Below are 23204 nucleotides of genomic sequence, written 5' to 3' on the forward strand. Positions count from 1 at the left end.
AGGCCCGTGATCGGATTCGAGATTTTCCTGGCCATCGGCATGTTCACCGCCATCGTCCTGGGCCTGGTGGCGATCATCCTGGTCGCCCGCGCCAAGCTGGTGTCGAGTGGCGACGTGACCATCCAGATCAACGGCGAGCACAGCCTGACCGTGCCGGCCGGCGGCAAGTTGCTGCAAACCCTGGCGGCGAACAACGTGTTCCTGTCTTCCGCCTGCGGCGGCGGCGGCACCTGCGCGCAGTGCAAGTGCGTGGTGGTCGAGGGCGGCGGCGAGATGCTGCCCACCGAGGAGTCGCACTTCACCCGGCGCCAGGCGAAGGAAGGCTGGCGCCTGTCGTGCCAGACGCCGGTCAAGCAGGACATGCAGATCCGTGTGCCTGAAGAGGTCTTCGGGGTGAAGAAATGGGAGTGCACGGTGGAGTCCAACCCCAACGTCGCCACCTTCATCAAGGAACTCACCCTGCGCCTGCCGGACGGCGAGAGCGTGGACTTTCGTGCCGGCGGCTACGTGCAGCTGGAATGCCCGCCGCACGTGGTCGAGTACAAGGACTTCGATATCCAGCCGGAATATCGCGGCGACTGGGACAAGTTCAACATGTGGCGCTACGTGTCGAAGGTCGACGAGACGGTGATCCGCGCCTACTCGATGGCCAACTACCCGGAAGAGAAGGGCGTGGTCAAGTTCAACATCCGCATCGCCTCGCCACCGCCAGGCAGCGACCTGCCGCCGGGGCAGATGTCGTCCTGGGTGTTCAACCTCAAGCCGGGCGACAAGGTCACCGTGTACGGACCGTTCGGCGAGTTCTTCGCCAAGGACACCGAGGCCGAGATGGTCTTCATCGGTGGCGGCGCCGGCATGGCGCCGATGCGTTCGCACATCTTCGACCAGTTGCGCCGGCTCAAGTCGAACCGAAAGATCAGCTTCTGGTACGGCGCGCGCTCGCTGCGCGAGGCCTTCTATACCGAGGAGTACGGCCAGCTGCAGGCGGAGAATCCCAACTTCCAGTGGCACCTGGCGCTGTCCGACCCGCAGCCGGAGGACAACTGGACCGGCCTGACCGGTTTCATCCACAACGTGCTGTTCGAGAACTACCTGAAGGACCACCCGGCGCCCGAGGACTGCGAGTTCTACATGTGTGGCCCGCCGATGATGAATGCCGCGGTGATCAAGATGCTCACCGACCTGGGCGTGGAGCGCGAGAATATCCTGCTGGACGATTTCGGTGGCTGAGCGTTTCCGGCCGCTTGCCATGGCCGGACTGGCAGCGCTGGCGCTGGTCCTGGCCGGTTGCGGCGACACCCTGGAAAGCTTCAGCGGCCCGACCATGGGCAGCACCTATTCGATCAAGTACGTGCGCGGCGCCTCGGCGCCCGACGTCCAGACGGCGAGAGCGGCGGTGGAAGCGATCCTCTCCGAGGTCGACCGGCAGATGTCCACCTACCGCGACGACTCCCTGGTCTCGCGTTTCAATGCGCTGCCGGCGCAGTCCTGCATGGAGCTGCCGCCACCGATGCTGGAGTTGCTGCGCTACGGCGGCGAGTTGTCGGAACAGAGCCAGGGCGCCTTCGACATGACCGTCGAGCCGCTGATGAACCTCTGGGGCTTCGGTCCGCAGGCGCGGGTGGAGAAGGTTCCCAGCGCCGAGCAGATCGCCGCGGTGCGCCGTGACGTCGGCCATCGACACCTGCGCATCGACGGCCAGCGCCTGTGCAAGGACGCCGCCGTACAGCTGGACTTCGACAGCATCGCCGCTGGCTATACGGTGGACGCGGTAGGCGAACGCCTGAAGGAGCTCGGCGTGCGCAGCTACCTGGCGGAAATCACCGGCGAGTTGAAAGCCGAAGGGCGCAAGCCGGACGGCACGCCCTGGCGCATCGCTATCGAAGCGCCGCGCGAGGGCCAGCGGGTCGCCCAGCAGGTGCTGGCGCTGGACGGCTACGGCGTCTCGACCTCGGGCGATTACCGCAACTATTTCGAAGAGAACGGCCAGCGCTATTCGCACACCTTCGACCCGCGCACCGGTGCGCCGATCGACCATCACCTGGCTTCGGTCACGGTGATCGATCCATCGACGCGCAACGCCGACGGCCTGTCGACCCTGCTGATGGTGCTCGGCCCGGAGGAAGGCTACCGTTTCGCCGAGAAGCACCGACTGGCGGCGCTGTTCGTCAGTCGCCAGGGCAACGGTTTCGACAGCCGCACCACGCCACGCTACGAGCAACTGTTCGGCAACCAAGGAGAACGTCCATGACCTGGCTACTGGTCTTCGTCATCATGCTGCTGGTGGTCTTCGGCATGTCCATCGGCGTCATCATGGGCCGCAAGCCGATCGCCGGTTCCTGCGGCGGCATCGCCAACCTGGGGATCGAGAAGGAATGCTCGATCTGCGGCGGCGATCGGCAGAAATGCGAGGAGGCGAACCGCGACGAATCTGTAGTGCCCGGAAAACTCGCCTACGACGCGACCAAACGCTAATGTGCGACATTTCGCACAGGGCGTAACATATGCCCGCCTCGAGGTCGGACCGAGCCTTGCCCGGCGAATGCCGTCGTTCGCACCGACCCGATGATCGAATCGATCCGCCGCGCACATGTTGTGCAGCGGCTTTGCCGGAGGCGCCAGTGGGCGCCTCGGCCTGTTCTGAGGAGTACGCATGGCTGTCTACAACTACGACGTGGTGATTTTGGGCACGGGTCCGGCGGGCGAAGGGGCGGCGATGAACGCCTCCAAGTACGGACGCAAGCTGGCGGTAGTCGACAGCCGTCGCGTGGTCGGAGGCAACTGCACGCACCTCGGCACCATTCCTTCCAAGGCCCTGCGCCACTCGGTGAAGCAGATCATCGAGTTCAACACCAACCCGATGTTCCGCCAGATCGGCGAGCCGCGCTGGTTCTCCTTCCCCGACGTGCTGAAGAGCGCCGACCGGGTGATCTCCAAGCAGGTCGCCTCGCGCACCGGCTACTACGCGCGCAATCGCATCGACATGTTCACCGGCACCGCCAGCTTCGTCGACGAACGCACCGTCGAAGTGGTGACGCCGAGCGGCGCGGTGGAACGCCTGGTCGCCGACCAGTTCGTGATCGCCACCGGCTCGCGCCCGTATCGTCCTTCGGACATCAATTTCAACCACCCACGGGTCTACGACAGCGACACCATCCTGTCCCTGAGCCACACCCCGCGCCGGCTGATCATCTACGGAGCCGGGGTGATCGGCTGCGAATACGCGTCGATCTTCAGCGGTCTGGGCGTGCTGGTGGATCTGATCGATACGCGCGACCAGTTGCTCAGCTTCCTCGATGACGAGATTTCCGATGCGCTGAGCTACCACCTGCGCAACAACAACGTGCTGATCCGCCACAACGAGGAGTACGAGCGCGTCGAGGGGCTGGACAACGGCGTCATCCTGCACCTGAAGTCGGGCAAGAAGATCAAGGCGGACGCGCTGCTCTGGTGCAACGGCCGGACCGGCAACACCGACAAGCTCGGCCTGGAGAACGTCGGCATCAAGGTCAACAGCCGTGGCCAGATCGAGGTGGACGAGAACTACCGCACTTCGGTGAGCAACATCTTCGCCGCCGGCGACGTGATCGGCTGGCCGAGCCTGGCCAGCGCTGCCTACGACCAGGGCCGCTCGGCCGCCGGCAACATCGTCGAGAGCGACAGCTGGCGCTTCGTCAACGACGTGCCGACCGGCATCTACACCATTCCGGAGATCAGTTCGATCGGCAAGAACGAAAGCGAACTGACCGCGGCGAAGATTCCCTACGAAGTGGGCAAGGCGTTCTTCAAGGGCATGGCCCGGGCGCAGATTTCCAACGAGCCGGTGGGCATGCTGAAGATCCTGTTCCATCGCGAGACCCTGGAAATCCTCGGCGTGCATTGCTTCGGCGACCAGGCCTCGGAAATCGTCCACATCGGCCAGGCGATCATGAACCAGCCGGGCGAGCTGAATACCCTGAAGTACTTCGTCAACACCACCTTCAACTACCCGACCATGGCGGAAGCCTATCGGGTGGCGGCGTTCGACGGCCTCAACCGGCTTTTTTGAAGGACTCCGGCCGGCGGCCTGAGCCGGCCGGAGGGGATGTGCTCAGCGATTCCCGAGGGTGGCGCTGGCCAAACCGGGAAAGTCTGTGATCAGGCTGTCCACGCCGAAGTCGGCGAGCCGGCGCATCAGAGCCGGTTCGTTGACCGTCCACACCGAGACGTGAAGCCCCAGGCGCTGGGCCTTGAGCAGGCGCTCCGGGGTGCATAGGGTCCAGTTCAGGGCGAGCAGGGCACAGCCATAGTGCTGGGCGACCTTCAGCGGGTCGAGCCAGGCGTATTCGGCGACCAGCCCGCGCGACAGTTCCGGGGTCAGTTCGTTGAGGGCCTTGAGCACGGTCCGCGAACCGCTGGTGACGGTGACCTTGTCGCGGTTGCCGAAGCGCTCGGTCAGCTCCCTGATCCGCGTTACCGTCCGCGCCGCGCGTTCGCGCGAGGCGCTCTTCACTTCCAGTTGCCAGTGCTCGAACGGGCACTTCTCGAACAACTCCTCCAGCCGCGGGATCGGCGTCGGCCGTACCCAGCCGGGGCCGCCCTCGCGCGCGTCGTAGGTGACCAGGGTGGCCGCGTCGTGTTCGGCGACCTTGCCGCGGCGGCCGGTGGTGCGCTTCAGGGTCGGGTCGTGGATCACCATCAGTTCGCCGTCGCGCGACAGGTGCAGGTCCAGTTCGCAATGCTTGACGCCATGCTCCAGGCAGCGCTGGAAGCTGGCCAGGGTGTTTTCCGGCGCTTCGCCCTTGGCGCCGCGATGTCCATAGATGAGAGTCACTGTGGCTCCTTGTTCGAGGGTTGCGCGGGATTCCGCGGCCGATGATGGCGAACGCTGTCGAGCACCCGACCGCTTTCGAAATATACCGAGAAGTCGCGGTAATCCCAGCGCACGATGGGAGGCTGGCCGACCGCGGGATGTTCCTCGTCGGCCAGGCCGAAGCGTTGCAGCACGGCTTCGCGGCTTTCGCCGCGCGCGGGCAGGGCGACCCGGGTATCGCCCTGGGCGCCCAGCGGAATGCTCAGGGTGTCGGCGAACAGCGGCGGGGCGAGGAGGAGGGAGCACAGCAGTAGCGAACGAAGCATCGGCACATCTCAGGTCGAAGAAGGTTGGCCCGGCTCGCCGAGCGGGCCCTGTCCGGCCCGTGCCAGGCGGCGCTGCTGGGCCTGCTTCTGGAGGATATGCCGGGCCAGCAACTGGCGCTGTGCGTCGCTCAACGCTTCGAACTCGGTACCGATCTCGAATTCGTCGTCGTGTGGCTGGGCGTGGATTACCCGGGCCCGCAGTTCGAGGCCGAAACCCTGCGGCAACAGGACCATGCGCAGGACGAGCAACTGGCCGACCGGCAATGCGCGGTCGTGGCGGAAGCTGACGCCCCCCTCGGACAGGCTGACCTTGCGCGGTTCGCCGATCTCCTTGAGCAGGCTCTGCACCATGACCTGGCCAAGCAGGTCGATGCGCTTGTTCATCACCTTCAGGTAGTTGGCCAGCGAGCGGTCGCGTTCGCTGATGTGGCGCAGCAGGTGCTGCGACTCGTAATCCATCAGGTGGAGGTCGCTGAGCAGGCTGAACAGGGTGGCCCCCGGCTCGCTCTCCAGGCCGTCTTCGACGGCCCCGGCAGGGCGAAATTCCAGTGCGAGGGTATCTTCGATACGGTAGTATTCGCGGCGGTCATCCGCGTCACGAGTGGACATGGCGAACCCACGGCGGCAGTGATGGTCAGAGTGTAAGGCCGCCGGCGATGCCTCGCCACTTCGCCATCCCGACGCATCCATTTTCTGCCAGCTAAGGGCGACATGTTCAGACCCCTGTCCGTTTTCATCGGCACGCGCTATACGCGGGCCAAACGTCGCAGCCATTTCGTCTCCTTCATTTCGCTGACCTCGATGATCGGCCTGGCACTGGGCGTGCTGGTGATGATCGTGGTGCTCTCGGTGATGAACGGCTTCGATCGCGAAATGCGTACCCGCATCCTCGGTATGGTGCCGCAGGCCACCGTCGAGTCGTACCAGCCCATCGATGACTGGCGCGCCCTGGCCGAGAAGGTCAAGGCCCACGAGCATGTCACCGCGGTAGCGCCGTTCACCCAGATGCAGGGCATGCTCAGCGCCAATGGCGCGGTGCAGACGGTGATGGTCGATGCGGTCGATCCGCTGGAAGAGGCCAAGGTCTCGATCATTCCCGATTTCTTCAAGCAGGGCTCGCTGGCGGAACTCAAGGCCGGCGGCTTCGGCATCGTCATCGGCCAACTGGCGGCGCAGAAGCTCGGCGTCGGCATCGGCGACAAGGTCACCCTGATCCTCCCCGAGGTGGCGGTCACCCCGGCCGGGGTGTTCCCGCGGATGAAGCGCTTCACCGTGGTCGGCACCTTCCGCGTCGGTGCCGGCGAACTGGATGGCGGCCTGTCGCTGATCCACCTGGAAGACGCCGCGCGCCTGCAGCACTGGAAGACCAATCAGGTACAGGGGCTGCGCCTGAAGCTCGACGACCTGTTCCAGGCGCCGCGGGTGGCCTGGGAGATCGCCCGGACCCTGACCGACAACGACTTCTACGCCCGCGACTGGACGCGCAGCCACGGCAACCTGTACCAGGCCATCCGCATGGAAAAGACCATGATCGGGCTGTTGCTGCTGCTGATCGTCGCGGTCGCCGCGTTCAACATCATTTCCACCCTGGTGATGGTGGTCACCGACAAGAAGTCGGACATCGCCATCCTTCGTACCCTCGGCGCCACGCCGGGGCAGATCATGGCTACCTTCATGGTCCAGGGTACGGTGATCGGGGTGATCGGCACGCTGGTCGGCGGGGTCCTCGGGGTGGTCGCGGCGCTCAACGTCAGCGCCTGGATTTCCGCCCTGGAAAAGCTGCTGGGCCACCAGTTCCTCGCGTCCGACGTGTACTTCATCGATTACCTGCCGTCGCAGCTGATGCTCGACGATGTCGTGCTGGTCTGCGGCGCGGCCCTGGTCCTCAGCTTCTTCGCCACTTTGTATCCAGCCTGGCGTGCGGCGCGCACCCAGCCTGCGGAGGCTTTGCGTTATGAATGACAAGTCGGTGCTGAGTTGCCGCAACCTGAGCAAGAGCTACGACGAGGGGCCGCAATCGGTGCAGGTGCTGTCCGGCGTCGAGTTGAACCTGCTGCCTGGGGAGCGGGTGGCTATCGTCGGCAGCTCCGGTTCGGGCAAGAGCACCTTGCTGAACATGCTCGGCGGCCTGGATACGCCCTCCGCCGGCAGCGTCTGGCTCGCCGGCGAGGAGCTCTCGGCGCTGAACGAGACGGCCCGCGGGCTGCTGCGCAACCGCGCGCTGGGCTTCGTCTACCAGTTCCACCACCTGTTGCCGGAGTTCACCGCCCTGGAGAACGTCTGCATGCCGCTGTTGATCGGCCGCACGCCGATCGCGGAAGCCCGCCAGCGGGCGGCCGAGCTGCTGGAACGGGTCGGGCTGGGGCATCGCCTGTCGCACAAGCCGGCCGAGCTGTCCGGCGGCGAGCGCCAGCGGGTGGCGATCGCCCGCGCGCTGGTCAACCGTCCGCAGTTGGTACTGCTCGACGAGCCCACCGGCAACCTCGACCAGCATACCGCCCAGGGTATCCAGGAACTGATGCTGGAACTGAGCCGTTCGTTGCAGACCTCGTTCCTGGTGGTAACCCACGATCTCCAGCTGGCCGGGCACATGGATCGCATCCTGCGCCTGGAAGAAGGCCGACTGATCGCCGCGTAGCGGGGCGACGGCGTGCCCGCCGTCCGCTCCCGTCCGGCGAATCCCCCATCGACTCGGTGCATCCGCGACATGTTCAGACCGTTACCGTTCTTCATAGGCCTGCGCTACACCCGCGCCAAACGCCGCAACCACTACATCTCGTTCATCTCGCTGACCTCGATGATCGGCCTGGCGCTGGGCGTGCTGGCGATGATCATCGTGCTCTCGGTGATGAACGGCTTCCAGAAGGAAATGCGCACGCGGATCCTCGGCATGGTGCCGCATGCCACCATCAGCGCGGCGCAGCCGCTGGACGACTGGCAGACCGTCGCCAACGCGGCGCTGCGGCACCGCGAGGTGGTCGGCGCGGCGCCGTTCGCCGAACTGCAGGGCATGCTGTCGTACAAGGGCAACATGCTGCCGGTGCTGGTCAACGGCATCGATCCGCAGGAGGAGCGCAAGGTCTCCATCGTCGGCGAACACATCGTCCAGGGCAGCCTGGACGACCTCAAGCCTGGCGAGTTCGGCATCGTCCTCGGCGAGATCACCGCGCGGCGCTTCCATGTCAATGTCGGCGACAAGCTGACCCTGATCGTCCCGGAGGCCACCAGTGCGCCGGGCGGCATCACTCCGCGCATGCAGCGCTTCACCATAGTCGCCCTGTTCAAGGTCGGCGCCGAACTGGACAACTCGCTGGCGCTGGTCGACATCGCCGATGCCGGCCAGTTGCTGCGCCTGCAACCGGGCCAGGTGCCGAGCGTGCGCCTGGAGCTGAAGGATCTCTACCAGTCGCCGCAGGTCGCCGCCAAGGTGGTCAAGGAGTTGGGGCAGGGCTTCAGGTCCAGCGACTGGACCAGGACCCAGGGCAGCCTGTTCAACGCGATGAAGATGGAAAAGACCATGATCGGCCTGCTCCTGCTGCTGATCATCGCGGTCGCCGCCTTCAACATCATCGCCACCCTGATCATGGTGGTCGCCGACAAGCGCACCGACATCGCGATTCTTCGTACCCTCGGCGCCACGCCGCGGCAGATCATGGCGATCTTCATGGTCCAGGGCACCGTCATCGGCGTGATCGGGACGGTCATCGGCGGGGTGCTCGGGGTGTTCGCGGCGTTGAACATCACCGGGATGATCGACCGCATCGAGCGGTTGGTCGGGCACAAGGTCTTCAGCTCGGATGTGTACTTCATCAACTACCTGCCTTCCGATCTGCAGGTGCTGGACGTGGTGCTGATCTGCAGCGCTGCATTGCTGATGAGCTTCCTCGCCACCCTGTACCCATCCTGGCGCGCGGCGCGGACACAACCGGCCGAGTCGCTGCGCTACGAGTGAGCGAGAAGGCCTGCGCCAGTCCCTGCACGGAGCGGACAAGGCCCATGAAAAAGCCGCCTTCGAGGCGGCTTTTTCATGTCCGGCGGATCACTTCGCGGCGACCCGTTCGCGACGTTGCCGGCAGCGTCGGCTCCAACTGCGCTGCACCCACCAGCGCCAGTAGAGCATCGTCAGCGCGTAGCCGAGGATGGCGGCGATGATGCCGCAGACCACCGAACCGAGCAGGAAGGGCTGCCAGAGGCTGGACAACTCCTGGCTGATCCATTCCCAGGTGAGATGGTCCGGCAGGGTGCGCGGCGGCACCTGCATCAACCAGGCGCCCAGCTTGTAGGTGCAATAGAAGACCGGGGGCATCGTGATCGGATTGGTCAGCCAGACCAATCCGACGGAGATTGGCAGATTGCTCCGAATCCACACCGCCAGACCGGCCGCCAGCAGCATCTGCATCGGCATCGGGATGAAGGCGGCGAACAGCCCGGCGGCCATGGCGCGCGATACCGAATGGCGATTGAGATGCCAAAGGTTGGGATCGTGCGTCAATTTGCCGAGAAAGCGCAGCGACTTCTGCGAGCGGATGCTTTCCGGATCGGGCATGTAGCGCTTGAACAGGCGACGCGGCATGTGGGCTCTCGGTGGATATAGGCTTGCGTATTATGCCAAGCAAGATGACAGGATTTCGTTGCCCATTGTATGACCCCATGTGACATGTCGGGGAGCGGAGGGCACGTCACGGGGATGGGAGGAACCGTTCATGCGCCTGGGATTGCCAGCCCTCGCCGCGGGGCTGCTGGCCCTGCGCTTCCTGGTGGAATTGCCGTCGCTCGGCTGGCTGCTGGGCATGGCCGCCGCCGGACTGTTGCTGCTGTTCGGCCGGCTGTACTGGCTGGGGTTGTTCCTGCTCGGGTTCGCCTGGGCCTGCGGCTCGGCGCAAGTCGCCCTGGACGGACGCCTGGCCGCCGAGCTGGATGGTCGCACCCTTTGGCTGGAGGGGCGTGTGGTCGATCTGCCGGCGAGCGGCGAGGGCATCACGCGCTTCCGGCTGGAGGAGGTCAGTGGCGCGCGGGGCGTCCTTCTTCCCGAGCGTCTGCGCCTGAGCTGGCGTGGTGCGCCGCCGCTGATGGGCGGCGAACGCTGGCGCCTGGCGGTGACCCTGAAACGCCCTCGCGGCCTGGTGAACGCGGCGGGTTTCGACTACGAAGCCTGGTTGTTGGGGCAGCGGGTCGGTGCCGTTGGAATGGTGAAGGCGGGCCAGCGCCTGCAGCCGGCCAGTGGCCTGGATGCCTGGCGCGACGCCTGGCGCCAGCGCCTCCTGGCGGTCGACGCGCAGGGGCGCGGCGCCGCCCTGGCGGCGCTGGTGCTGGGGGATGGCTCTGGATTGAGCGCGGCCGAGTGGCGCATGTTCCAGGACACCGGCACCGTGCATCTGATGGTCATCTCCGGTTCGCATATCTCGTTGCTGGCGGGGATGCTCTATGGCCTGGTGGCGGCCTTGCATCGCCTGGGCTGCTGGCCGCGGCGCCTGCCCTGGCTGCCCTGTGCCTGCGCCCTGGGTTTGCTTGGTGCCTGGAGCTACGGGTTGATGGCGGGTTTCGAGGTCCCGGTGCGGCGTGCCTGCCTGATGGTCAGCCTGGCGCTGGTCTGGCGCCTGCGTTTCCGCCACCTGGGCTTGCTGACCCCGCTGCTGGGAACGCTGGTGCTGGTCTTGCTGGTCGAGCCGCTGGCCAGCCTGCAGGCGGGGTTCTGGCTGTCGTTCCTGGCGGTTGCCCTGCTGCTCTGGCTGTTCGCCGGGCGCCTTGGGCGCTGGCGCTGGTGGGCGGCCTGGGGGCGTGCGCAGTGGGGGATGGCGCTGGGGCTGGCGATGCCGCTGCTGGCGCTGGGCCTGCCGTTGAGCCTGAGCGGAGCGCTGGCCAACCTGCTGGCGGTACCTTGGATCGAACTGCTGGTAGTGCCCCCGGCCCTGGCGGGGAGCCTGCTGCTGTGGGTACCCGGGCTGGGCGAGGGGCTGCTTCGCGCCGCTGGCGTTTCGCTGGACCTGCTGTTTCGTGCGCTTGGCCTGCTGGCGGGCCTGGCCGAGGCCTGGCAGCCACCCGCCGCAGCGGCCTGGAGCGTAGCGCTGGGCATGCTCGGCGCGCTCTGCTGGCTGGCGCCGGCTGGCTTGCCGTTGCGTGCCCTCGGTGCCGCGTTGTTACTGCCGGCGTTGTTGCCGTCATCGCCGCCTGTCGAATGGGGGCGGGCGGAAGTGCGGGTGCTGGACGTCGGCCAGGGGCTGGCCGTGCTGGTGCGTACCCGGGAGCATGCCTTGCTCTATGACAGCGGTGCGCGGCAGGGGGCATTAGACATGGGCGAGCGGGTGGTGGTGCCGGTGCTGCGTAGCCTGGACTTGCGACGCCTGGACGGCCTGTTGCTGAGCCATGCCGACAGCGACCATGCAGGCGGTGCTCCTACGGTCGCTTCCCGATTCCCGCCGGGTTGGCTGGTCAGCGGCGAACCCGCGCGCCTGCCTTCGCCGTTGTTCGCGGACAGCTGCGACGAGCGGAGCTGGTCCTGGGATGGCGTGGTTTTCGAACAGTGGGCATGGGCGCAGGCCGGCGACAGCAACGACCGCTCCTGCGTGCTGAGGGTCGAGGCCGATGGCGAAGTCCTGCTGCTGACCGGGGACATGTCGCGTGCGGCCGAGCATGCCTGGCTGGCGCGACAGGCCGATCCGCGGGTCGACTGGTTGCTGGCGCCGCACCACGGCAGCCGCAGCTCCTCCGGAGTCGCCTTCGTGTTGCGTACGCGGCCTCGCCATGTGCTGGTCTCGCGAGGTTGGCGTAACGCCTTCGGCCATCCCCATGGCGAAGTGATGGAGCGTTACGCGAGGGTCGCCGCGCAGGTCCACGACACGGCACGCGACGGTGCCCTGACGTTTCTCCTCGGAAGCCGTGGCGGTGCACGCCGGGAGCGTGATTCGGCGCACTTCTGGCGGGAAAAATGAGAACCGTGGCGGTCGGCGGAAAAGGGTCGCTGTGCTAGAGTGGCGCCACTTTTTTTTCGGGGATATGCCACTGTGTGGGAACTGGTTCAAGCCGGCGGCTGGATGATGCTGCCGATCATTCTGAGTTCGATCGCCGCCACCGCCATCGTCGCGGAGCGCCTGTGGACGCTGCGCAAGAGCCGCGTCGCGCCGCCCGAGCTGCTCGGCCAGGTGTGGAAGCAGATCAAGGGCAAGCAACTGAGCGCCCAGAAGCTCAAGGACCTGCGCGCCAACTCGCCGCTGGGAGAGATCCTCGCCGCCGGCCTGGCCAACTCCAAGCACGGTCGCGAGATCATGAAGGAGTGCATCGAGGAGGCTGCTTCCGGTGTCATCCACGAGCTGGAGCGCTACCTCAACGCCCTCGGCACCATCGCCGCGATGGCGCCGCTGCTGGGCCTGCTGGGTACGGTGTTCGGCATGATCCAGATCTTCGGCGCCTTCATGGACAACGGCATGGCCAACTCGCCGATGCTCGCCGCGGGCATCTCCAAGGCATTGATCACCACCGCCGCCGGCCTGCTGGTGGCGATTCCGGCGGTGTTCTTCCATCGCTACCTGCTGCGGCGGGTCGACGAACTGGTGATCGCCATGGAGCAGGAGGCCATCAAGCTGGTGGAAGTGGTGCAGGGCGATCGTGAAGTCGACTACGTCGAGGAAGGCAAAGCGTGAAATTCCGCCGCAGACGGGCGGGTGCCGCCCGTGAAGACGTCTTCATCAACCTGGCGTCGCTGATCGACGTGATCTTCGTCCTGCTGCTGTTCTTCGTGGTCAGTACCACCTTCACCCGCCCCGAGCAGCTCAACATCGAGCTGCCATCGGCGGAGAGCGGCGAAACCGCCGGCACCGAGCAGAAGCAACTGGAACTCTCGGTGGATGCCGAGGGGCACTACGCCCTGAACGGGCAGGCGCTGGCCAAGAGCGACCTAGCCACCCTGATGGCGGCGATGCAGCGTGAATCGGCGGGCGACAACAACCTGCCGGTGGTGATCAGCGCCGATGCCAAGTCCACCCACCAGTCGGTGGTCACGGCGATGGACGCAGCGGGTAAGCTGGGCTTCGTCCACCTGCGCATCACCACGGTCGAGAACACGGCGGCCAAGCCCTGATGTCGTTCTCCGAGCGACTGCTCGCCGCCTGGTACCAGGGGCATCCGGCGCTGGCGCTGCTGCGTCCGCTGGAGGCTCTCTATCGCCGGGTGGCGAACGGCCGCCGGGCGGACTTCCTGTCCGGGCGCAAGCCCGCTTACCGGGCACCGCTGCCGGTGCTGGTGGTAGGCAACATCACCGTCGGCGGAACCGGCAAGACGCCGATGATCCTCTGGATGATCGAGCACTGCAGGGCTCGTGGCTTGCGGGTTGGCGTGATCAGCCGCGGCTATGGTGCCCGGCCGCCCACCACGCCGTGGCGGGTGCGGGCCGAGCAGGACGCCGCGGAGGCCGGCGACGAACCGCTGATGATCGTCCGGCGCAGCGGCGTGCCGCTGATGATCGACCCGGATCGTCCGCGCGCCCTGCAGGCGCTGCTCGCCGAAGAGCAGTTGGACCTGGTCCTCTGCGACGATGGCTTGCAGCACTATCGCCTGGCGCGCGATCTGGAGCTGGTGCTGATCGATGCCGCGCGCGGTCTCGGCAATGGTCGTTGCCTGCCGGCCGGTCCGTTGCGCGAACCGGCGGAGCGTCTGGAAAGCGTCGACGCGCTGCTTTACAACGGCGCCGACGAGGATCCCGACGGCGGTTACGCATTCCGTTTGCAGCCTACCGCGCTGATCAACCTGCAGAGCGGCGAGCGCCGACCGCTGGAGCATTTTCCCGCGGGCCAGGAGGTCCATGCCCTGGCCGGGATCGGCAATCCGCAGCGTTTCTTCAGGACGCTCGAGGCGCTACACTGGCGGGCGATTCCGCATGCCTTCCCGGATCACGCGACCTACACGGCGGCCGAACTGGCGTTCAGCCCGCCACTGCCGCTGCTGATGACCGAGAAGGATGCCGTTAAATGCCGGGCTTTCGCAGCGGCCGACTGGTGGTACCTGGCGGTCGATGCGGTGCCTTCCCCAGCATTCGTCGCCTGGTTCGACGCCCGACTCGAGCATCTCCTGGCGCGCTGACCGGCGGCCGTGCCGCCATTGTATGAAGGACTCCGCCATGGACCCGAAACTCCTCGATATCCTTGCCTGCCCGTTGACCAAGGGCCCGCTGGTGCTCAGCGAAGACAAGACCGAACTGATCAGCAAGCAGGCCGGCCTGGCCTATCCGATCCGCGACGGCATCCCGGTGATGCTGGAGAGCGAGGCTCGCTCCCTGAACGTGGACGAGCGGCTGGACAAGTAATGACCCAGGCGTTCACTGTCGTCATTCCCGCCCGCTACGCCTCCACTCGCCTGCCCGGCAAGCCATTGCAGGATATCGCCGGCCAGCCAATGATCCAGCGCGTCTGGAACCAGGCCCGCAAGAGCGCCGCCAGCCGCGTGGTCGTCGCCACCGACGACGAACGCATCCTGGCGGCGTGCCAGGGGTTCGGCGCCGAGGCGCTGCTGACACGTGCCGAGCACAACTCCGGCACCGATCGCCTGGAGGAAGTCGCTTCCCGGCTCGGCCTGGCCAGCGATGCCATCGTGGTCAACGTCCAGGGCGACGAGCCGCTGATCCCTCCAGCGCTCATCGACCAGGTGGCGGCCAACCTGGCTGCGCACCCGGAAGCTGCCATCGCTACCCTGGCCGAGCCGATCCATGAGGTCTCCGCGCTGTTCAATCCGAACGTGGTCAAGGTCGCCACCGACATCGACGGCCTGGCCCTGACTTTCAGTCGTGCGCCCTTGCCCTGGGCTCGCGACGCCTTCGCCCGCGATCGCGACAGCCTGCCGGAGGGCGTGCCCTATCGTCGCCATATCGGCATCTATGCCTACCGCGTGGGGTTCCTTGCCGATTTCGTCGCCTGGGGACCGTGCTGGCTGGAGAACGCCGAGAGCCTCGAGCAGTTGCGCGCTCTCTGGCACGGGGTGCGAATCCATGTGGCCGATGCCCGCGAAACCATGCTTCCGGGCGTGGATACGGTGGAAGACCTCGAACGCGTTCGCCGCGTGCTGGGGGGCTGATGCGCGTCCTGTTCGTCTGCCTGGGCAACATCTGCCGGTCGCCCACCGCCGAAGGCGTGTTCCGGCGCAAGGTCGAGGAGGCCGGTCTGGCCTCCCGTATCCATGTCGATTCCGCCGGCACCGCCGGCTGGCATGTCGGCAAGGCACCTGACCAGCGCACCCGCCTGGCCGCGCAAAGGCGCGGCTACGATCTGTCGGCACTGCGTGGACGCCAGGTCGGCATCGAGGATTTCTCCTGCCATGACCTGATCCTGGCCATGGACCTGTCCAACCTGGCCGACCTCGAGATCCTGCGTGCCGGGCGCGGTGCCGCCGAACTGGATCTGTTCCTGCGTCGCTACGGATCCGAGCGGGACGAAGTACCCGATCCCTACTATGGCGGCGAAGAAGGCTTCGAGCAGGTCCTCGACCTGATCGAACATGCCTGCGACCGTCTGTTGATCGAAGCCAAGGGGCGACTGTGAGCCTGGAACTGCAAGAGCATTGCTCGCTGAAGCCCTATAACACCTTCGGCATCGACGTGCGCGCCCGCCTGCTGGCTCACGCCCGGGACGAGGCCGATGTGCGCGAAGCCCTGGCCCTGGCTCGGGCGCGTGGATTGCCGCTGCTGGTGATCGGTGGTGGTAGCAACCTGCTGCTGACCCGTGACGTCGAGGCGCTGGTATTGCGCATGGCCAGCCAGGGGCGGCGAATTGTTTCCGATGCCGCGGATTCGGTGCTGGTCGAGGCGGAGGCGGGCGAGGCCTGGGACCCATTCGTGCAATGGAGCCTGGAACAGGGCCTGGCCGGTCTGGAAAATCTCAGCCTGATTCCCGGCACCGTGGGTGCGGCGCCGATGCAGAACATCGGCGCCTATGGCGTGGAGCTGAAGGATGTCTTCGACAGCCTGACGGCGCTGGATCGCCAGGGTGGAACCCTGCGTGAGTTCGATCGCCAGGCCTGCCGTTTCGGCTACCGCGACAGCTTGTTCAAGCAGGAGCCGGATCGCTGGCTGATCCTCCGCGTGCGCCTGCGCCTGACGCGGCGGGAGAGGCTGCACCTGGACTACGGGCCGGTACGCCAGCGCCTGGAGGAGGAGGGCATCGCCAGTCCGACGGCCAGGGACGTAAGCCGGGTAATCTGCGCCATTCGCCGGGAGAAGCTGCCCGACCCCGCCGTGTTGGGCAATGCCGGCAGCTTCTTCAAGAACCCGCTGGTGGATGCGGCGCAGGCCGAACGCTTGCGTCAGGCCTTCCCGGATCTGGTCGGCTATCCGCAGGCGGACGGTCGGCTGAAGCTGGCTGCAGGCTGGCTGATCGATAAGGGCGGCTGGAAGGGTTTCCGCGATGGCCCGGTGGGGGTGCACGCGCAGCAGGCGCTGGTCCTGGTCAACCATGGCGGCGCCACCGGTGCTCAGGTCCAGGCATTGGCGGAGCGTATCCAGGAGGACGTCCGTCGGCGTTTCGGTGTCGAATTGGAGCCTGAGCCCAATCTCTACTGAGGGTGCGGCTGGAGAATGAAAAAGGGATGCCGGCGGCATCCCTTTTTCATTGTGCGTGTTCGGCGGCTCTGGTCATGACGGGCGCGGAATGGCGCGCAAAAAAAAGGGGATGCCATGGCATCCCTTTTTTCAGCCTGTCACTCAGGCATGCGGGCGCGAGGTTTCGCTTTCCTCGGTCTTTTTCGCGTGCTCCGTGTCGGCGGCATCTTCGCCGGAAGCTTCAGGCTCGGCCTGTACCGCTTCCTGGGCTTCGTCCGCCTGGGACGGAGCGTCGGCCTGGGCGGTTTCTTCAACCTGGGGTGCGGCAGGTTCCTCCTGGGTCGACGCTTCCTCGCTCGCTACAGCCGGGATCTCCTCGGCAGCGGGAGCGGCCTGAGCTGCCGCTTCGGCTGCTGCTGCGGCTTCGCGTGCCAGACGCTCGGCTTCGCGTTGCAGGCGACGTTTTTCCCTTGGGTCGTTGAGGGCGCGGCCGGTCGCGTTGGCCGGCACCGCCGCGATGGCCGGGGTCGGCTCCTCGGTGGCTGCGGGCTCGCTAGGGGCTGCTGCTTCGACGGTCACCGGGGCGGCAACTTCTTCGGCCGCTTCCGTTGCCGGTTGCACGGCGCTCTCGGCGTCTTCGCGGCTTTCCACGCTTTCGCTGGCGAAGGGAGCTTCTTCAGTGGCTTGCGCGACCAGCAGAGTGCTCTGGTCGGCTTCGTCCCGGACCACGCTGACGGTCACCGGCGCTTCGATGTCGGCGGTTTCGCCGGCATTGGCCTCGGTGTCCGCGCCCTGGGTTTCGACGGCTTCGCTGGTCGGCGCGTCGGTTTCATCGCTTGCCGTGGTTTCGCTGGCAGCCTCGCTGGTAGTGGCCGGGGTTTGCTCCACGTTTGCTTCTACGGCTTCGCTGGCGACAGCGATACCGGCAGCGGCGGCGGCTGCGACGGTGTTCAGCGGCGCGGCGGCGTTATCGGTCGCCTCGCTGCCTTCCAGCTCACCGCTGACCTCGCGCTGGCGTTCGCGGCGGTTGCTGCGACGACGCTGGCCGCGGGAGCGGCGGCGCGGGCGCTCGCCATCGGTATCGTCCTGCTCGTCCTGCTCCAGGCTCTCGTCGTTCGGCAGCGCCTCGGCTTCCAGGGCCGCGGCGTCGCGAGCCTGGCGATCCTCTCGCGGCTGGCGCTCTTCGCGGGCCGGGCGCTCGGCGCGTTCTTCACGGCCTTCGCGGGGTTGGCGCTCTTCGCGAGCCGGGCGTTCGGCGCGCTCTTCGCGGCGGCGTTCGCTGCGTTCCTCGCGACCTTCGCGGCCTTCGCGCGGCTGGCGTTCTTCGCGGGGCGTCCGCTCGGCGCGCTCTTCACGGCCTTCGCGCGGCTGGCGCTCCTCTCGAGCCGGGCGCTCGGCGCGCTCTTCGCGGCGGCGTTCGCTGCGCTCTTCGCGGTTCGGGCGTTCGGCGCGCTCTTCGCGCGGTTGACGCTCTGCGCGTTCCTCGCGGGGCTTGCGCTCTTCGTCGCGGCGATTGCCATCGCGGCCATCGCGGCGGCGGTTCTGCTGGCGGCCGTTGCGACGCTCGTCCTGGCGGGTTTGGCGCTCGGCAGCCGGCTTGCTGGTTTCAGCAGGCTTGGCGGCAGGTTGATCCTTGCCTGCGAACAGGCCGACCAGGGACTTCACCAGGCCCTGGAACAGGCTCGGCTCGGGCATCGGCTTGGCCGGCTCGACCGGTGCTTCGGTGTGTTGCGGTGCGGGCTGCTGGGGAGCGACGGTCTTGACTGCTGCTTCCTGGCGGACCAGGGTGCGGGTCGAACTGACCGGCTGGGCTTCTTCGTGCTCGACGGCGGCCATTTCGTAGCTGGTCTGGCCGGCAACCAGTTCGGGGCTGTCATCGCGCAGACGCTGGACTTCGAAATGCGGGGTTTCCAGATGATCGTCCGGCAGGATGAAGATGCGCGCGCGGGTACGCAGTTCGATCTTGGTGATGGCGTTGCGCTTCTCGTTGAGCAGGAAGGCGGCGACCTGGAAGGGCACGCGGGCGCGGACTTCCGCGGTGCGGTCCTTCAGGGCTTCTTCCTCGATCAGGCGCAGGATGGCCAGCGACAGCGACTCGACGTCGCGGATGATGCCCTGGCCGTTGCAGCGCGGGCAGACGATGCCGCTGGTCTCGCCGAGGGACGGACGCAGGCGCTGGCGGGACATTTCCAGCAGGCCGAAGCGCGAGATGCGACCGACCTGGACGCGCGCGCGGTCGGCCTCGAGGGCTTCGCGGACACGCTCTTCCACGGCGCGCTGGTTCTTCGCCGGGGTCATGTCGATGAAGTCGATGACGATCAGGCCGCCGATATCACGCAGGCGTAGCTGGCGGGCGATTTCCTCGGCCGCTTCCAGGTTGGTCTGCAGGGCGGTTTCCTCGATGTCGCCGCCCTTGGTGGCGCGCGCCGAGTTGATGTCGATGGAAACCAGGGCCTCGGTCGGGTCGATGACGATGGAGCCGCCGGACGGCAGCTTCACTTCGCGCTGGAAGGCGGTCTCGATCTGGCTCTCGATCTGGAAGCGATTGAACAGCGGAACGCTGTCCTGGTACAGCTTCACCTTGCTGGCGTACTGCGGCATCACCTGGCGGATGAAGTTCAGGGCTTCTTCCTGGGCGTCGATGCTGTCGATCAGCACTTCGCCGATGTCCTGGCGCAGGTAGTCGCGGATGGCGCGGATGATGACGTTGCTTTCCTGGTAGATCAGGAAGGGTGCGCCACGTTCGCCGGAAGCTTCCTTGATCGCGCTCCACAGTTGCAGCAGGTAGTCGAGGTCCCACTGCAGTTCCTCGGTGCTGCGGCCGAGGCCGGCGGTGCGCACGATCAGGCCCATGTCGGCCGGTGCGTTGAGGCCGTTCAGGGCCTCGCGCAGCTCGTTGCGCTCTTCGCCTTCGATGCGGCGGGAAATGCCACCGGCGCGCGGGTTGTTCGGCATCAGCACCAGGTAACGGCCGGCCAGGCTGATGAAGGTGGTCAGGGCGGCGCCCTTGTTGCCGCGCTCTTCCTTCTCGACCTGGACGATGACTTCCTGGCCTTCGCTCAGGACTTCCTTGATGTTGATCCGGCCTTCGGGGGATTTCTTGAAGTATTCGCGGGAGATTTCTTTGAGGGGGAGGAAGCCGTGGCGTTCGGCGCCGAAGTCGACGAAGGCGGCTTCGAGGCTGGGTTCGACGCGAGTGATGCGGCCTTTGTAGATGTTGGCCTTCTTCTGCTCGCGGGCGCCCGACTCGATGTCGAGGTCGAACAGGCGTTGGCCGTCGACCAGTGCAACACGCAACTCCTCGGGTTGAGTCGCGTTGATCAGCATTCTTTTCATGTAGTACCAATGGTTTCCGGGGCTACCGGAAACGGCGATCGGCACACACGACTCTCACGGTCGGTGCTCGGGCGCGTATTCAGGAATGGCGGGCCATTCCCGTGTCCAGCGGCGCTCGGCACTGGGTGCCGGTCCGCGACTACGTCTCCTGCTTCCTGTGTTTCAGAAGCACTTGAGTCAGGAGGAGGAATCGGCTGTCGGAGGCGGACGAAAAATGCGTCTCGATCAAGCTAGAAGCTACGCAGTCCAACAGCCGTACATCTCCACCCTACACATGTTCCTTAAGAATCGGGCGCCGCTCGCAGTATCCGGAGCGGGTTGGCATCTCGCGCTCACCGAAGTGGTCGCGGCTCATGTTTCAAGGCTTTGGTTTCGAGTCGTTAGCGGGTTGGAAATTTTCGTATTTCCGCTGAAACGCCTCTGTAGGACGGCCTGACGTCCGTTCAAAGTGTTTGCAGGCGAGGGGGAAATGCAGGTTGGCAATCATCCGCAGGCCAGGCCGCTTATGGCGGCTTCCCGACTATAGCAGCAATGATTAAGTGCTTCAATTGAATGAAAAATTGTTATGATGTACGGATGACTACTCCCGCCTCTCCGACCACCGGTGTCCAGCTGCTCGATGTGCCGCCGGAACTGGCTGGTCAACGTATCGACAATTTCCTTATCGCCCGTCTCAAGGGTGCGCCCAAGACCCTGATCTATCGCATCCTGCGTAAGGGCGAAGTGCGCGTGAACAAGGGGCGGATCAAGCCCGACTATCGGCTCCAGGCCGGAGACCAGGTGCGCGTGCCACCGCTGCGCCTGGCCGAGCGCGATGAGCCTGCGCCCCTGGCGCAGGGGCTGCTGGAGCGGATGGAAGCGGCGATCGTCTACGAGGACAAGGCGCTGATCGTGCTCAACAAGCCCGCCGGGATCGCCGTGCATGGCGGCAGTGGCGTGAGCGCCGGGGTCATCGAGGTGTTTCGCCAGTTGCGCCCCGATGCCAAGGATATCGAATTGGTGCATCGTCTCGATCGCGATACCTCCGGTCTGCTGATGATCGCCAAGAAGCGCAGCATGTTGCGTCACCTGCATGAGGCCCTGCGGGGCGAGAAGATCGTCGACAAGCGCTATCACGCCCTGGTCCGTGGCCACTGGCCGGCTGGCAAGAAGAACGTGCGCGCGCCGCTGCTGAAGAACAACCTGCGTTCGGGCGAGCGGATGGTGGAGGTGAACGTCGAGGGCAAGGACGCGCTGACCGAGTTCCGGGTGCTGCGTCGCTTCGGCGATTTCGCCACCCTGGTGGAAGCGCGCCCGATCACCGGGCGGACCCACCAGATCCGCGTGCATGCCAAGCATGCCGGGCATGCCATCGCCGGTGACCCGAAGTATGGCGACGAGGATTTCTCCCGCGAGATCCGCGAGCTGGGCGGCAAGCGCCTGTTCCTGCATGCCGCGCAGTTGCGCGTGCCGCTGCCCGACGGGCAGGTGCTGGAGTTGGAGGCGTCGGTGGACGAGATGTGGCAGCGTTCGCTGGAGCGTTTGAATGACTGACTATGCGTTGCTGGTATTCGATTGGGACGGCACCCTGGTCGACTCGATCGCGCGCATCGTCGATTCGATGAAGGCGGCGGCGCGGGAAACCGCTCTGCCGGAGCGGGACGATACCCGGATCAAGGGCATCATCGGCCTCGGCTTGCCCGAGGCGATCGCTTCGCTCTATCCGGAGGTTGGCGATCCTGCCCTGGTCGAGCGTTTCCGGCGCGCCTACAGCGAGCATTACCTGGCGCAGGAGGCGCAGCCGTCGCGGTTGTTCCCCGGCGTGGCCGAAGCCATGATGCATTTTCGCGAGGCCGGGTTCCGCCTGGCGGTCGCCACCGGCAAGAGTCGGCGCGGCCTGGACCGGGTGCTGGCGGGGCATGGCTGGAGCGATTTCTTCGATATCACCCGCTGCGCCGACGAAACGGCCAGCAAGCCGGACCCGTTGATGCTCCACGAGATCCTGGCGCACTGCCGGGTCGAGCCGGGGCGGGCGCTAATGATCGGTGATTCGCCGTTCGATCTGGAAATGGCGCGACGGGCGGGGATGGATTCGGTTGCGGTGGCCTATGGCGCCCAATCGCTGGAGCAGTTGCGGCCTTATGCGCCGCGGCTGGAAGTTGAGCATTTCACCGAGTTGCGCGCCTGGTTGGGCGGTGCTCGACGTGAGGCGGTTTCAGGAGTGGTTGAGCATGTCTGACGAGTGGAAGTCGGAAACGCCGAAGGCGAATGACGACAAGAGCTGGAAGCTGCTGGAAAAGGCGGTCCTCGCCGGGGTCCAGGAGCAGCGGCGGGCGCGGCGCTGGGGGATATTTTTCAAGTCGCTGACCTTCATCTATCTCTTTGTCGTGCTGCTGGCCTTCAGTCCGTTCGGCAGCCTGGAGAAGTCGGCCTCGCGCAGCGGTAGCCACACGGCATTGATCGAGGTGAAGGGCATGATCGCCGACGATGAGCCGGCCAGTGCCGACAATATCGTCACGGCCCTGCGCGCGGCGTTCAAGGACGAGGGTACCAAGGGGATCGTCCTGCGGATCAACAGTCCGGGCGGCAGTCCGGTGCAGTCGGGCTATATCTATGACGAGATTCGTCGCCTGCGCGGCGAGCACCCGAACGTCAAGGTCTATGCGGTGATCAGCGACCTGGGTGCCTCCGGCGCCTACTACATCGCCAGCGCCGCCGACCAGATCTACGCCGACAAGGCCAGCCTGGTCGGCTCCATCGGCGTGACGGCGGCCAGCTTCGGTTTCGTCGGCACCATGGAGAAGCTCGGTGTCGAGCGGCGCGTCTATACCTCCGGCGAGCACAAGTCGTTCCTCGATCCTTTCCAGCCGCAAAAGCCCGAGGAGACTCAGTTCTGGCAGCAGGTGCTGGATACTACCCACAAGCAGTTCATCGACAGCGTGAAAAAAGGGCGCGGCGACCGGCTCAAGGTCGAGGGGCACCCGGAGCTGTTCTCGGGTCTGGTCTGGTCCGGCGAGCAGGCATTGCAGTTGGGTTTGATCGACGGCCTGGGCAATGCCAGCTATGTGGCGCGCGAAGTGGTGAAGGAGAAGAAGATCGAGGACTACACCGTGCAGGAGTCGCCGTTCGATCGCTTCGCCAAGAAGTTCGGTGCCAGTGTGGCGGAGCGCCTCGCGCTGTGGATGGGTTGGCAGGGCCCGGTATTGCGCTGAGAGCGGAGCGTTTCCCTTCCTTATATAAAGAAGCCCGGCCG

At 66.0% G+C, this 23204-nt stretch carries 23 protein-coding genes; 18 read left to right on the forward strand and 5 right to left on the reverse strand.

Annotation, left to right across the window (positions count from 1 at the left end):
• Positions 1-6: 6 nt before the first annotated feature.
• The 4 genes from nqrF to sthA all read left to right on the forward strand — a co-directional run bounded on the left by nqrF (position 7) and on the right by sthA (position 4048).
• The gene (gene nqrF, locus LE197_RS03660; protein WP_196752270.1) at positions 7-1230 is read left to right on the forward strand and encodes an NADH:ubiquinone reductase (Na(+)-transporting) subunit F; all 1224 of its coding nucleotides are present in this window, start codon (positions 7-9) and stop codon (positions 1228-1230) included.
• A complete protein-coding gene (locus LE197_RS03665) occupies positions 1223-2251 on the forward strand; it encodes an FAD:protein FMN transferase (RefSeq protein ID WP_079754049.1) in 1029 nt (342 codons plus the stop codon). Before nqrF ends, LE197_RS03665 begins: the two co-directional genes overlap by 8 nt.
• Positions 2248-2475 (forward strand): (Na+)-NQR maturation NqrM, encoded by a 228-nt coding sequence (gene nqrM / locus LE197_RS03670; protein WP_003091178.1) that lies wholly within the window; start codon positions 2248-2250, stop codon positions 2473-2475. The genes LE197_RS03665 and nqrM overlap by 4 nt, the downstream gene beginning before the upstream one ends.
• A gap of 178 nt (positions 2476-2653) precedes the next feature.
• Positions 2654-4048 carry a Si-specific NAD(P)(+) transhydrogenase gene (gene sthA, locus LE197_RS03675; protein WP_003091177.1) on the forward strand — a complete coding sequence of 465 codons (1395 nt, stop codon included), beginning with the start codon at positions 2654-2656 and terminating at the stop codon, positions 4046-4048.
• Positions 4049-4090: 42 nt separating this feature from the next.
• Here sthA and LE197_RS03680 read toward each other — a convergent pair whose 3' ends face one another.
• Genes LE197_RS03680 through LE197_RS03690 form a run of 3 tightly spaced genes read right to left on the reverse strand, consistent with a single transcriptional unit; the run spans position 4091 to position 5727 of the window.
• Positions 4091-4813: a glycerophosphodiester phosphodiesterase gene (locus LE197_RS03680; protein ID WP_196752269.1), complete on the reverse strand. Its 723-nt coding sequence runs from the start codon at positions 4811-4813 to the stop codon at positions 4091-4093.
• The gene (locus LE197_RS03685; protein ID WP_057389227.1) at positions 4810-5118 is read right to left on the reverse strand and encodes a hypothetical protein; all 309 of its coding nucleotides are present in this window, start codon (positions 5116-5118) and stop codon (positions 4810-4812) included. Before LE197_RS03685 ends, LE197_RS03680 begins: the two co-directional genes overlap by 4 nt.
• Positions 5119-5127: 9 nt before the next feature.
• Complete coding sequence (locus tag LE197_RS03690; RefSeq protein ID WP_196752268.1) at positions 5128-5727, reverse strand: PilZ domain-containing protein; 600 nt, start codon at positions 5725-5727, stop codon at positions 5128-5130.
• 102 nt (positions 5728-5829) lie between these two features.
• On the opposite strand from LE197_RS03690, the gene LE197_RS03695 reads away from it, so the two are divergent.
• From LE197_RS03695 to LE197_RS03705, 3 genes are all read left to right on the forward strand, one after another.
• Positions 5830-7080 carry a lipoprotein-releasing ABC transporter permease subunit gene (locus LE197_RS03695; RefSeq protein WP_226033859.1) on the forward strand — a complete coding sequence of 417 codons (1251 nt, stop codon included), beginning with the start codon at positions 5830-5832 and terminating at the stop codon, positions 7078-7080.
• The gene (gene lolD / locus LE197_RS03700; RefSeq protein WP_003091168.1) at positions 7073-7756 is read left to right on the forward strand and encodes a lipoprotein-releasing ABC transporter ATP-binding protein LolD; all 684 of its coding nucleotides are present in this window, start codon (positions 7073-7075) and stop codon (positions 7754-7756) included. The genes LE197_RS03695 and lolD overlap by 8 nt, the downstream gene beginning before the upstream one ends.
• A 69-nt stretch (positions 7757-7825) precedes the next feature.
• Complete coding sequence (locus tag LE197_RS03705) at positions 7826-9070, forward strand: lipoprotein-releasing ABC transporter permease subunit (protein ID WP_033975958.1); 1245 nt, start codon at positions 7826-7828, stop codon at positions 9068-9070.
• 87 nt (positions 9071-9157) lie between these two features.
• Here the strand turns inward: LE197_RS03705 and LE197_RS03710 are convergent, their stop codons facing one another.
• Positions 9158-9691 carry a DUF2062 domain-containing protein gene (locus LE197_RS03710; RefSeq protein ID WP_003091165.1) on the reverse strand — a complete coding sequence of 178 codons (534 nt, stop codon included), beginning with the start codon at positions 9689-9691 and terminating at the stop codon, positions 9158-9160.
• A 130-nt stretch (positions 9692-9821) separates the two neighbouring features.
• Here LE197_RS03710 and LE197_RS03715 point away from each other — a divergent pair, with 130 nt between their 5' ends.
• From LE197_RS03715 to murB, 8 genes are all read left to right on the forward strand, one after another.
• Positions 9822-12047: a DNA internalization-related competence protein ComEC/Rec2 gene (locus LE197_RS03715; protein WP_114232315.1), complete on the forward strand. Its 2226-nt coding sequence runs from the start codon at positions 9822-9824 to the stop codon at positions 12045-12047.
• Positions 12048-12119: 72 nt separating this feature from the next.
• Entirely contained in the window at positions 12120-12755 is a 636-nt protein-coding gene (locus LE197_RS03720; protein ID WP_003091163.1) for a MotA/TolQ/ExbB proton channel family protein, read from the forward strand.
• Complete coding sequence (locus LE197_RS03725) at positions 12752-13192, forward strand: ExbD/TolR family protein (protein WP_003091161.1); 441 nt, start codon at positions 12752-12754, stop codon at positions 13190-13192. Before LE197_RS03720 ends, LE197_RS03725 begins: the two co-directional genes overlap by 4 nt.
• Positions 13192-14190 carry a tetraacyldisaccharide 4'-kinase gene (gene lpxK, locus LE197_RS03730; protein ID WP_003091159.1) on the forward strand — a complete coding sequence of 333 codons (999 nt, stop codon included), beginning with the start codon at positions 13192-13194 and terminating at the stop codon, positions 14188-14190. Before LE197_RS03725 ends, lpxK begins: the two co-directional genes overlap by 1 nt.
• 37 nt (positions 14191-14227) lie before the next feature.
• A complete protein-coding gene (locus LE197_RS03735; protein WP_003091157.1) occupies positions 14228-14413 on the forward strand; it encodes a Trm112 family protein in 186 nt (61 codons plus the stop codon).
• Positions 14413-15177, forward strand: coding sequence for a 3-deoxy-manno-octulosonate cytidylyltransferase (gene kdsB, locus LE197_RS03740; RefSeq protein ID WP_033968892.1), 765 nt, complete (start codon positions 14413-14415; stop codon positions 15175-15177). The genes LE197_RS03735 and kdsB overlap by 1 nt, the downstream gene beginning before the upstream one ends.
• Positions 15177-15641, forward strand: a complete 465-nt coding sequence (locus LE197_RS03745; protein ID WP_033968891.1) for a low molecular weight protein-tyrosine-phosphatase — start codon at positions 15177-15179, stop codon at positions 15639-15641. Before kdsB ends, LE197_RS03745 begins: the two co-directional genes overlap by 1 nt.
• On the forward strand, positions 15638-16657 hold the full coding sequence (murB, locus tag LE197_RS03750) for a UDP-N-acetylmuramate dehydrogenase (protein WP_033968886.1): 1020 nt from the start codon (positions 15638-15640) through the stop codon (positions 16655-16657). Before LE197_RS03745 ends, murB begins: the two co-directional genes overlap by 4 nt.
• A 141-nt stretch (positions 16658-16798) precedes the next feature.
• Here the strand turns inward: murB and rne are convergent, their stop codons facing one another.
• Positions 16799-19972, reverse strand: coding sequence for a ribonuclease E (gene rne, locus LE197_RS03755; protein ID WP_128685567.1), 3174 nt, complete (start codon positions 19970-19972; stop codon positions 16799-16801).
• A gap of 576 nt (positions 19973-20548) precedes the next feature.
• Here rne and rluC point away from each other — a divergent pair.
• The 3 genes from rluC to sppA are packed head-to-tail and all read left to right on the forward strand — an operon-like array spanning position 20549 to position 23163.
• The gene (gene rluC / locus LE197_RS03760) at positions 20549-21505 is read left to right on the forward strand and encodes a 23S rRNA pseudouridine(955/2504/2580) synthase RluC (protein WP_033975969.1); all 957 of its coding nucleotides are present in this window, start codon (positions 20549-20551) and stop codon (positions 21503-21505) included.
• On the forward strand, positions 21498-22190 hold the full coding sequence (locus LE197_RS03765) for an HAD-IA family hydrolase (RefSeq protein ID WP_033970435.1): 693 nt from the start codon (positions 21498-21500) through the stop codon (positions 22188-22190). Before rluC ends, LE197_RS03765 begins: the two co-directional genes overlap by 8 nt.
• Positions 22183-23163, forward strand: a complete 981-nt coding sequence (sppA, locus tag LE197_RS03770; protein WP_003091146.1) for a signal peptide peptidase SppA — start codon at positions 22183-22185, stop codon at positions 23161-23163. The genes LE197_RS03765 and sppA overlap by 8 nt, the downstream gene beginning before the upstream one ends.
• Positions 23164-23204: the final 41 nt, after the last annotated feature.

The organism is Pseudomonas sp. PS1(2021) (genome assembly GCF_020405165.1).
In the GTDB taxonomy this organism is placed as follows: Bacteria; Pseudomonadota; Gammaproteobacteria; order Pseudomonadales; family Pseudomonadaceae; genus Pseudomonas; species Pseudomonas aeruginosa.

Coding starts and splice junctions, on each gene's coding strand:
- rluC (WP_033975969.1), top strand. CDS start 20,549: ATGACTACTCCCGCCTCTCCGACCACCGGTGTCCAGCTGCTCGATGTG.
- lolD (WP_003091168.1), top strand. CDS start 7,073: ATGAATGACAAGTCGGTGCTGAGTTGCCGCAACCTGAGCAAGAGCTAC.
- LE197_RS03685 (WP_057389227.1), bottom strand. CDS start 5,118: ATGCTTCGTTCGCTACTGCTGTGCTCCCTCCTCCTCGCCCCGCCGCTG.
- LE197_RS03690 (WP_196752268.1), bottom strand. CDS start 5,727: ATGTCCACTCGTGACGCGGATGACCGCCGCGAATACTACCGTATCGAA.
- lpxK (WP_003091159.1), top strand. CDS start 13,192: ATGTCGTTCTCCGAGCGACTGCTCGCCGCCTGGTACCAGGGGCATCCG.
- LE197_RS03705 (WP_033975958.1), top strand. CDS start 7,826: ATGTTCAGACCGTTACCGTTCTTCATAGGCCTGCGCTACACCCGCGCC.
- sppA (WP_003091146.1), top strand. CDS start 22,183: ATGTCTGACGAGTGGAAGTCGGAAACGCCGAAGGCGAATGACGACAAG.
- LE197_RS03735 (WP_003091157.1), top strand. CDS start 14,228: ATGGACCCGAAACTCCTCGATATCCTTGCCTGCCCGTTGACCAAGGGC.
- LE197_RS03710 (WP_003091165.1), bottom strand. CDS start 9,691: ATGCCGCGTCGCCTGTTCAAGCGCTACATGCCCGATCCGGAAAGCATC.
- LE197_RS03745 (WP_033968891.1), top strand. CDS start 15,177: ATGCGCGTCCTGTTCGTCTGCCTGGGCAACATCTGCCGGTCGCCCACC.
- LE197_RS03715 (WP_114232315.1), top strand. CDS start 9,822: ATGCGCCTGGGATTGCCAGCCCTCGCCGCGGGGCTGCTGGCCCTGCGC.
- kdsB (WP_033968892.1), top strand. CDS start 14,413: ATGACCCAGGCGTTCACTGTCGTCATTCCCGCCCGCTACGCCTCCACT.
- sthA (WP_003091177.1), top strand. CDS start 2,654: ATGGCTGTCTACAACTACGACGTGGTGATTTTGGGCACGGGTCCGGCG.
- rne (WP_128685567.1), bottom strand. CDS start 19,972: ATGAAAAGAATGCTGATCAACGCGACTCAACCCGAGGAGTTGCGTGTT.
- LE197_RS03695 (WP_226033859.1), top strand. CDS start 5,830: ATGTTCAGACCCCTGTCCGTTTTCATCGGCACGCGCTATACGCGGGCC.
- nqrM (WP_003091178.1), top strand. CDS start 2,248: ATGACCTGGCTACTGGTCTTCGTCATCATGCTGCTGGTGGTCTTCGGC.
- LE197_RS03765 (WP_033970435.1), top strand. CDS start 21,498: ATGACTGACTATGCGTTGCTGGTATTCGATTGGGACGGCACCCTGGTC.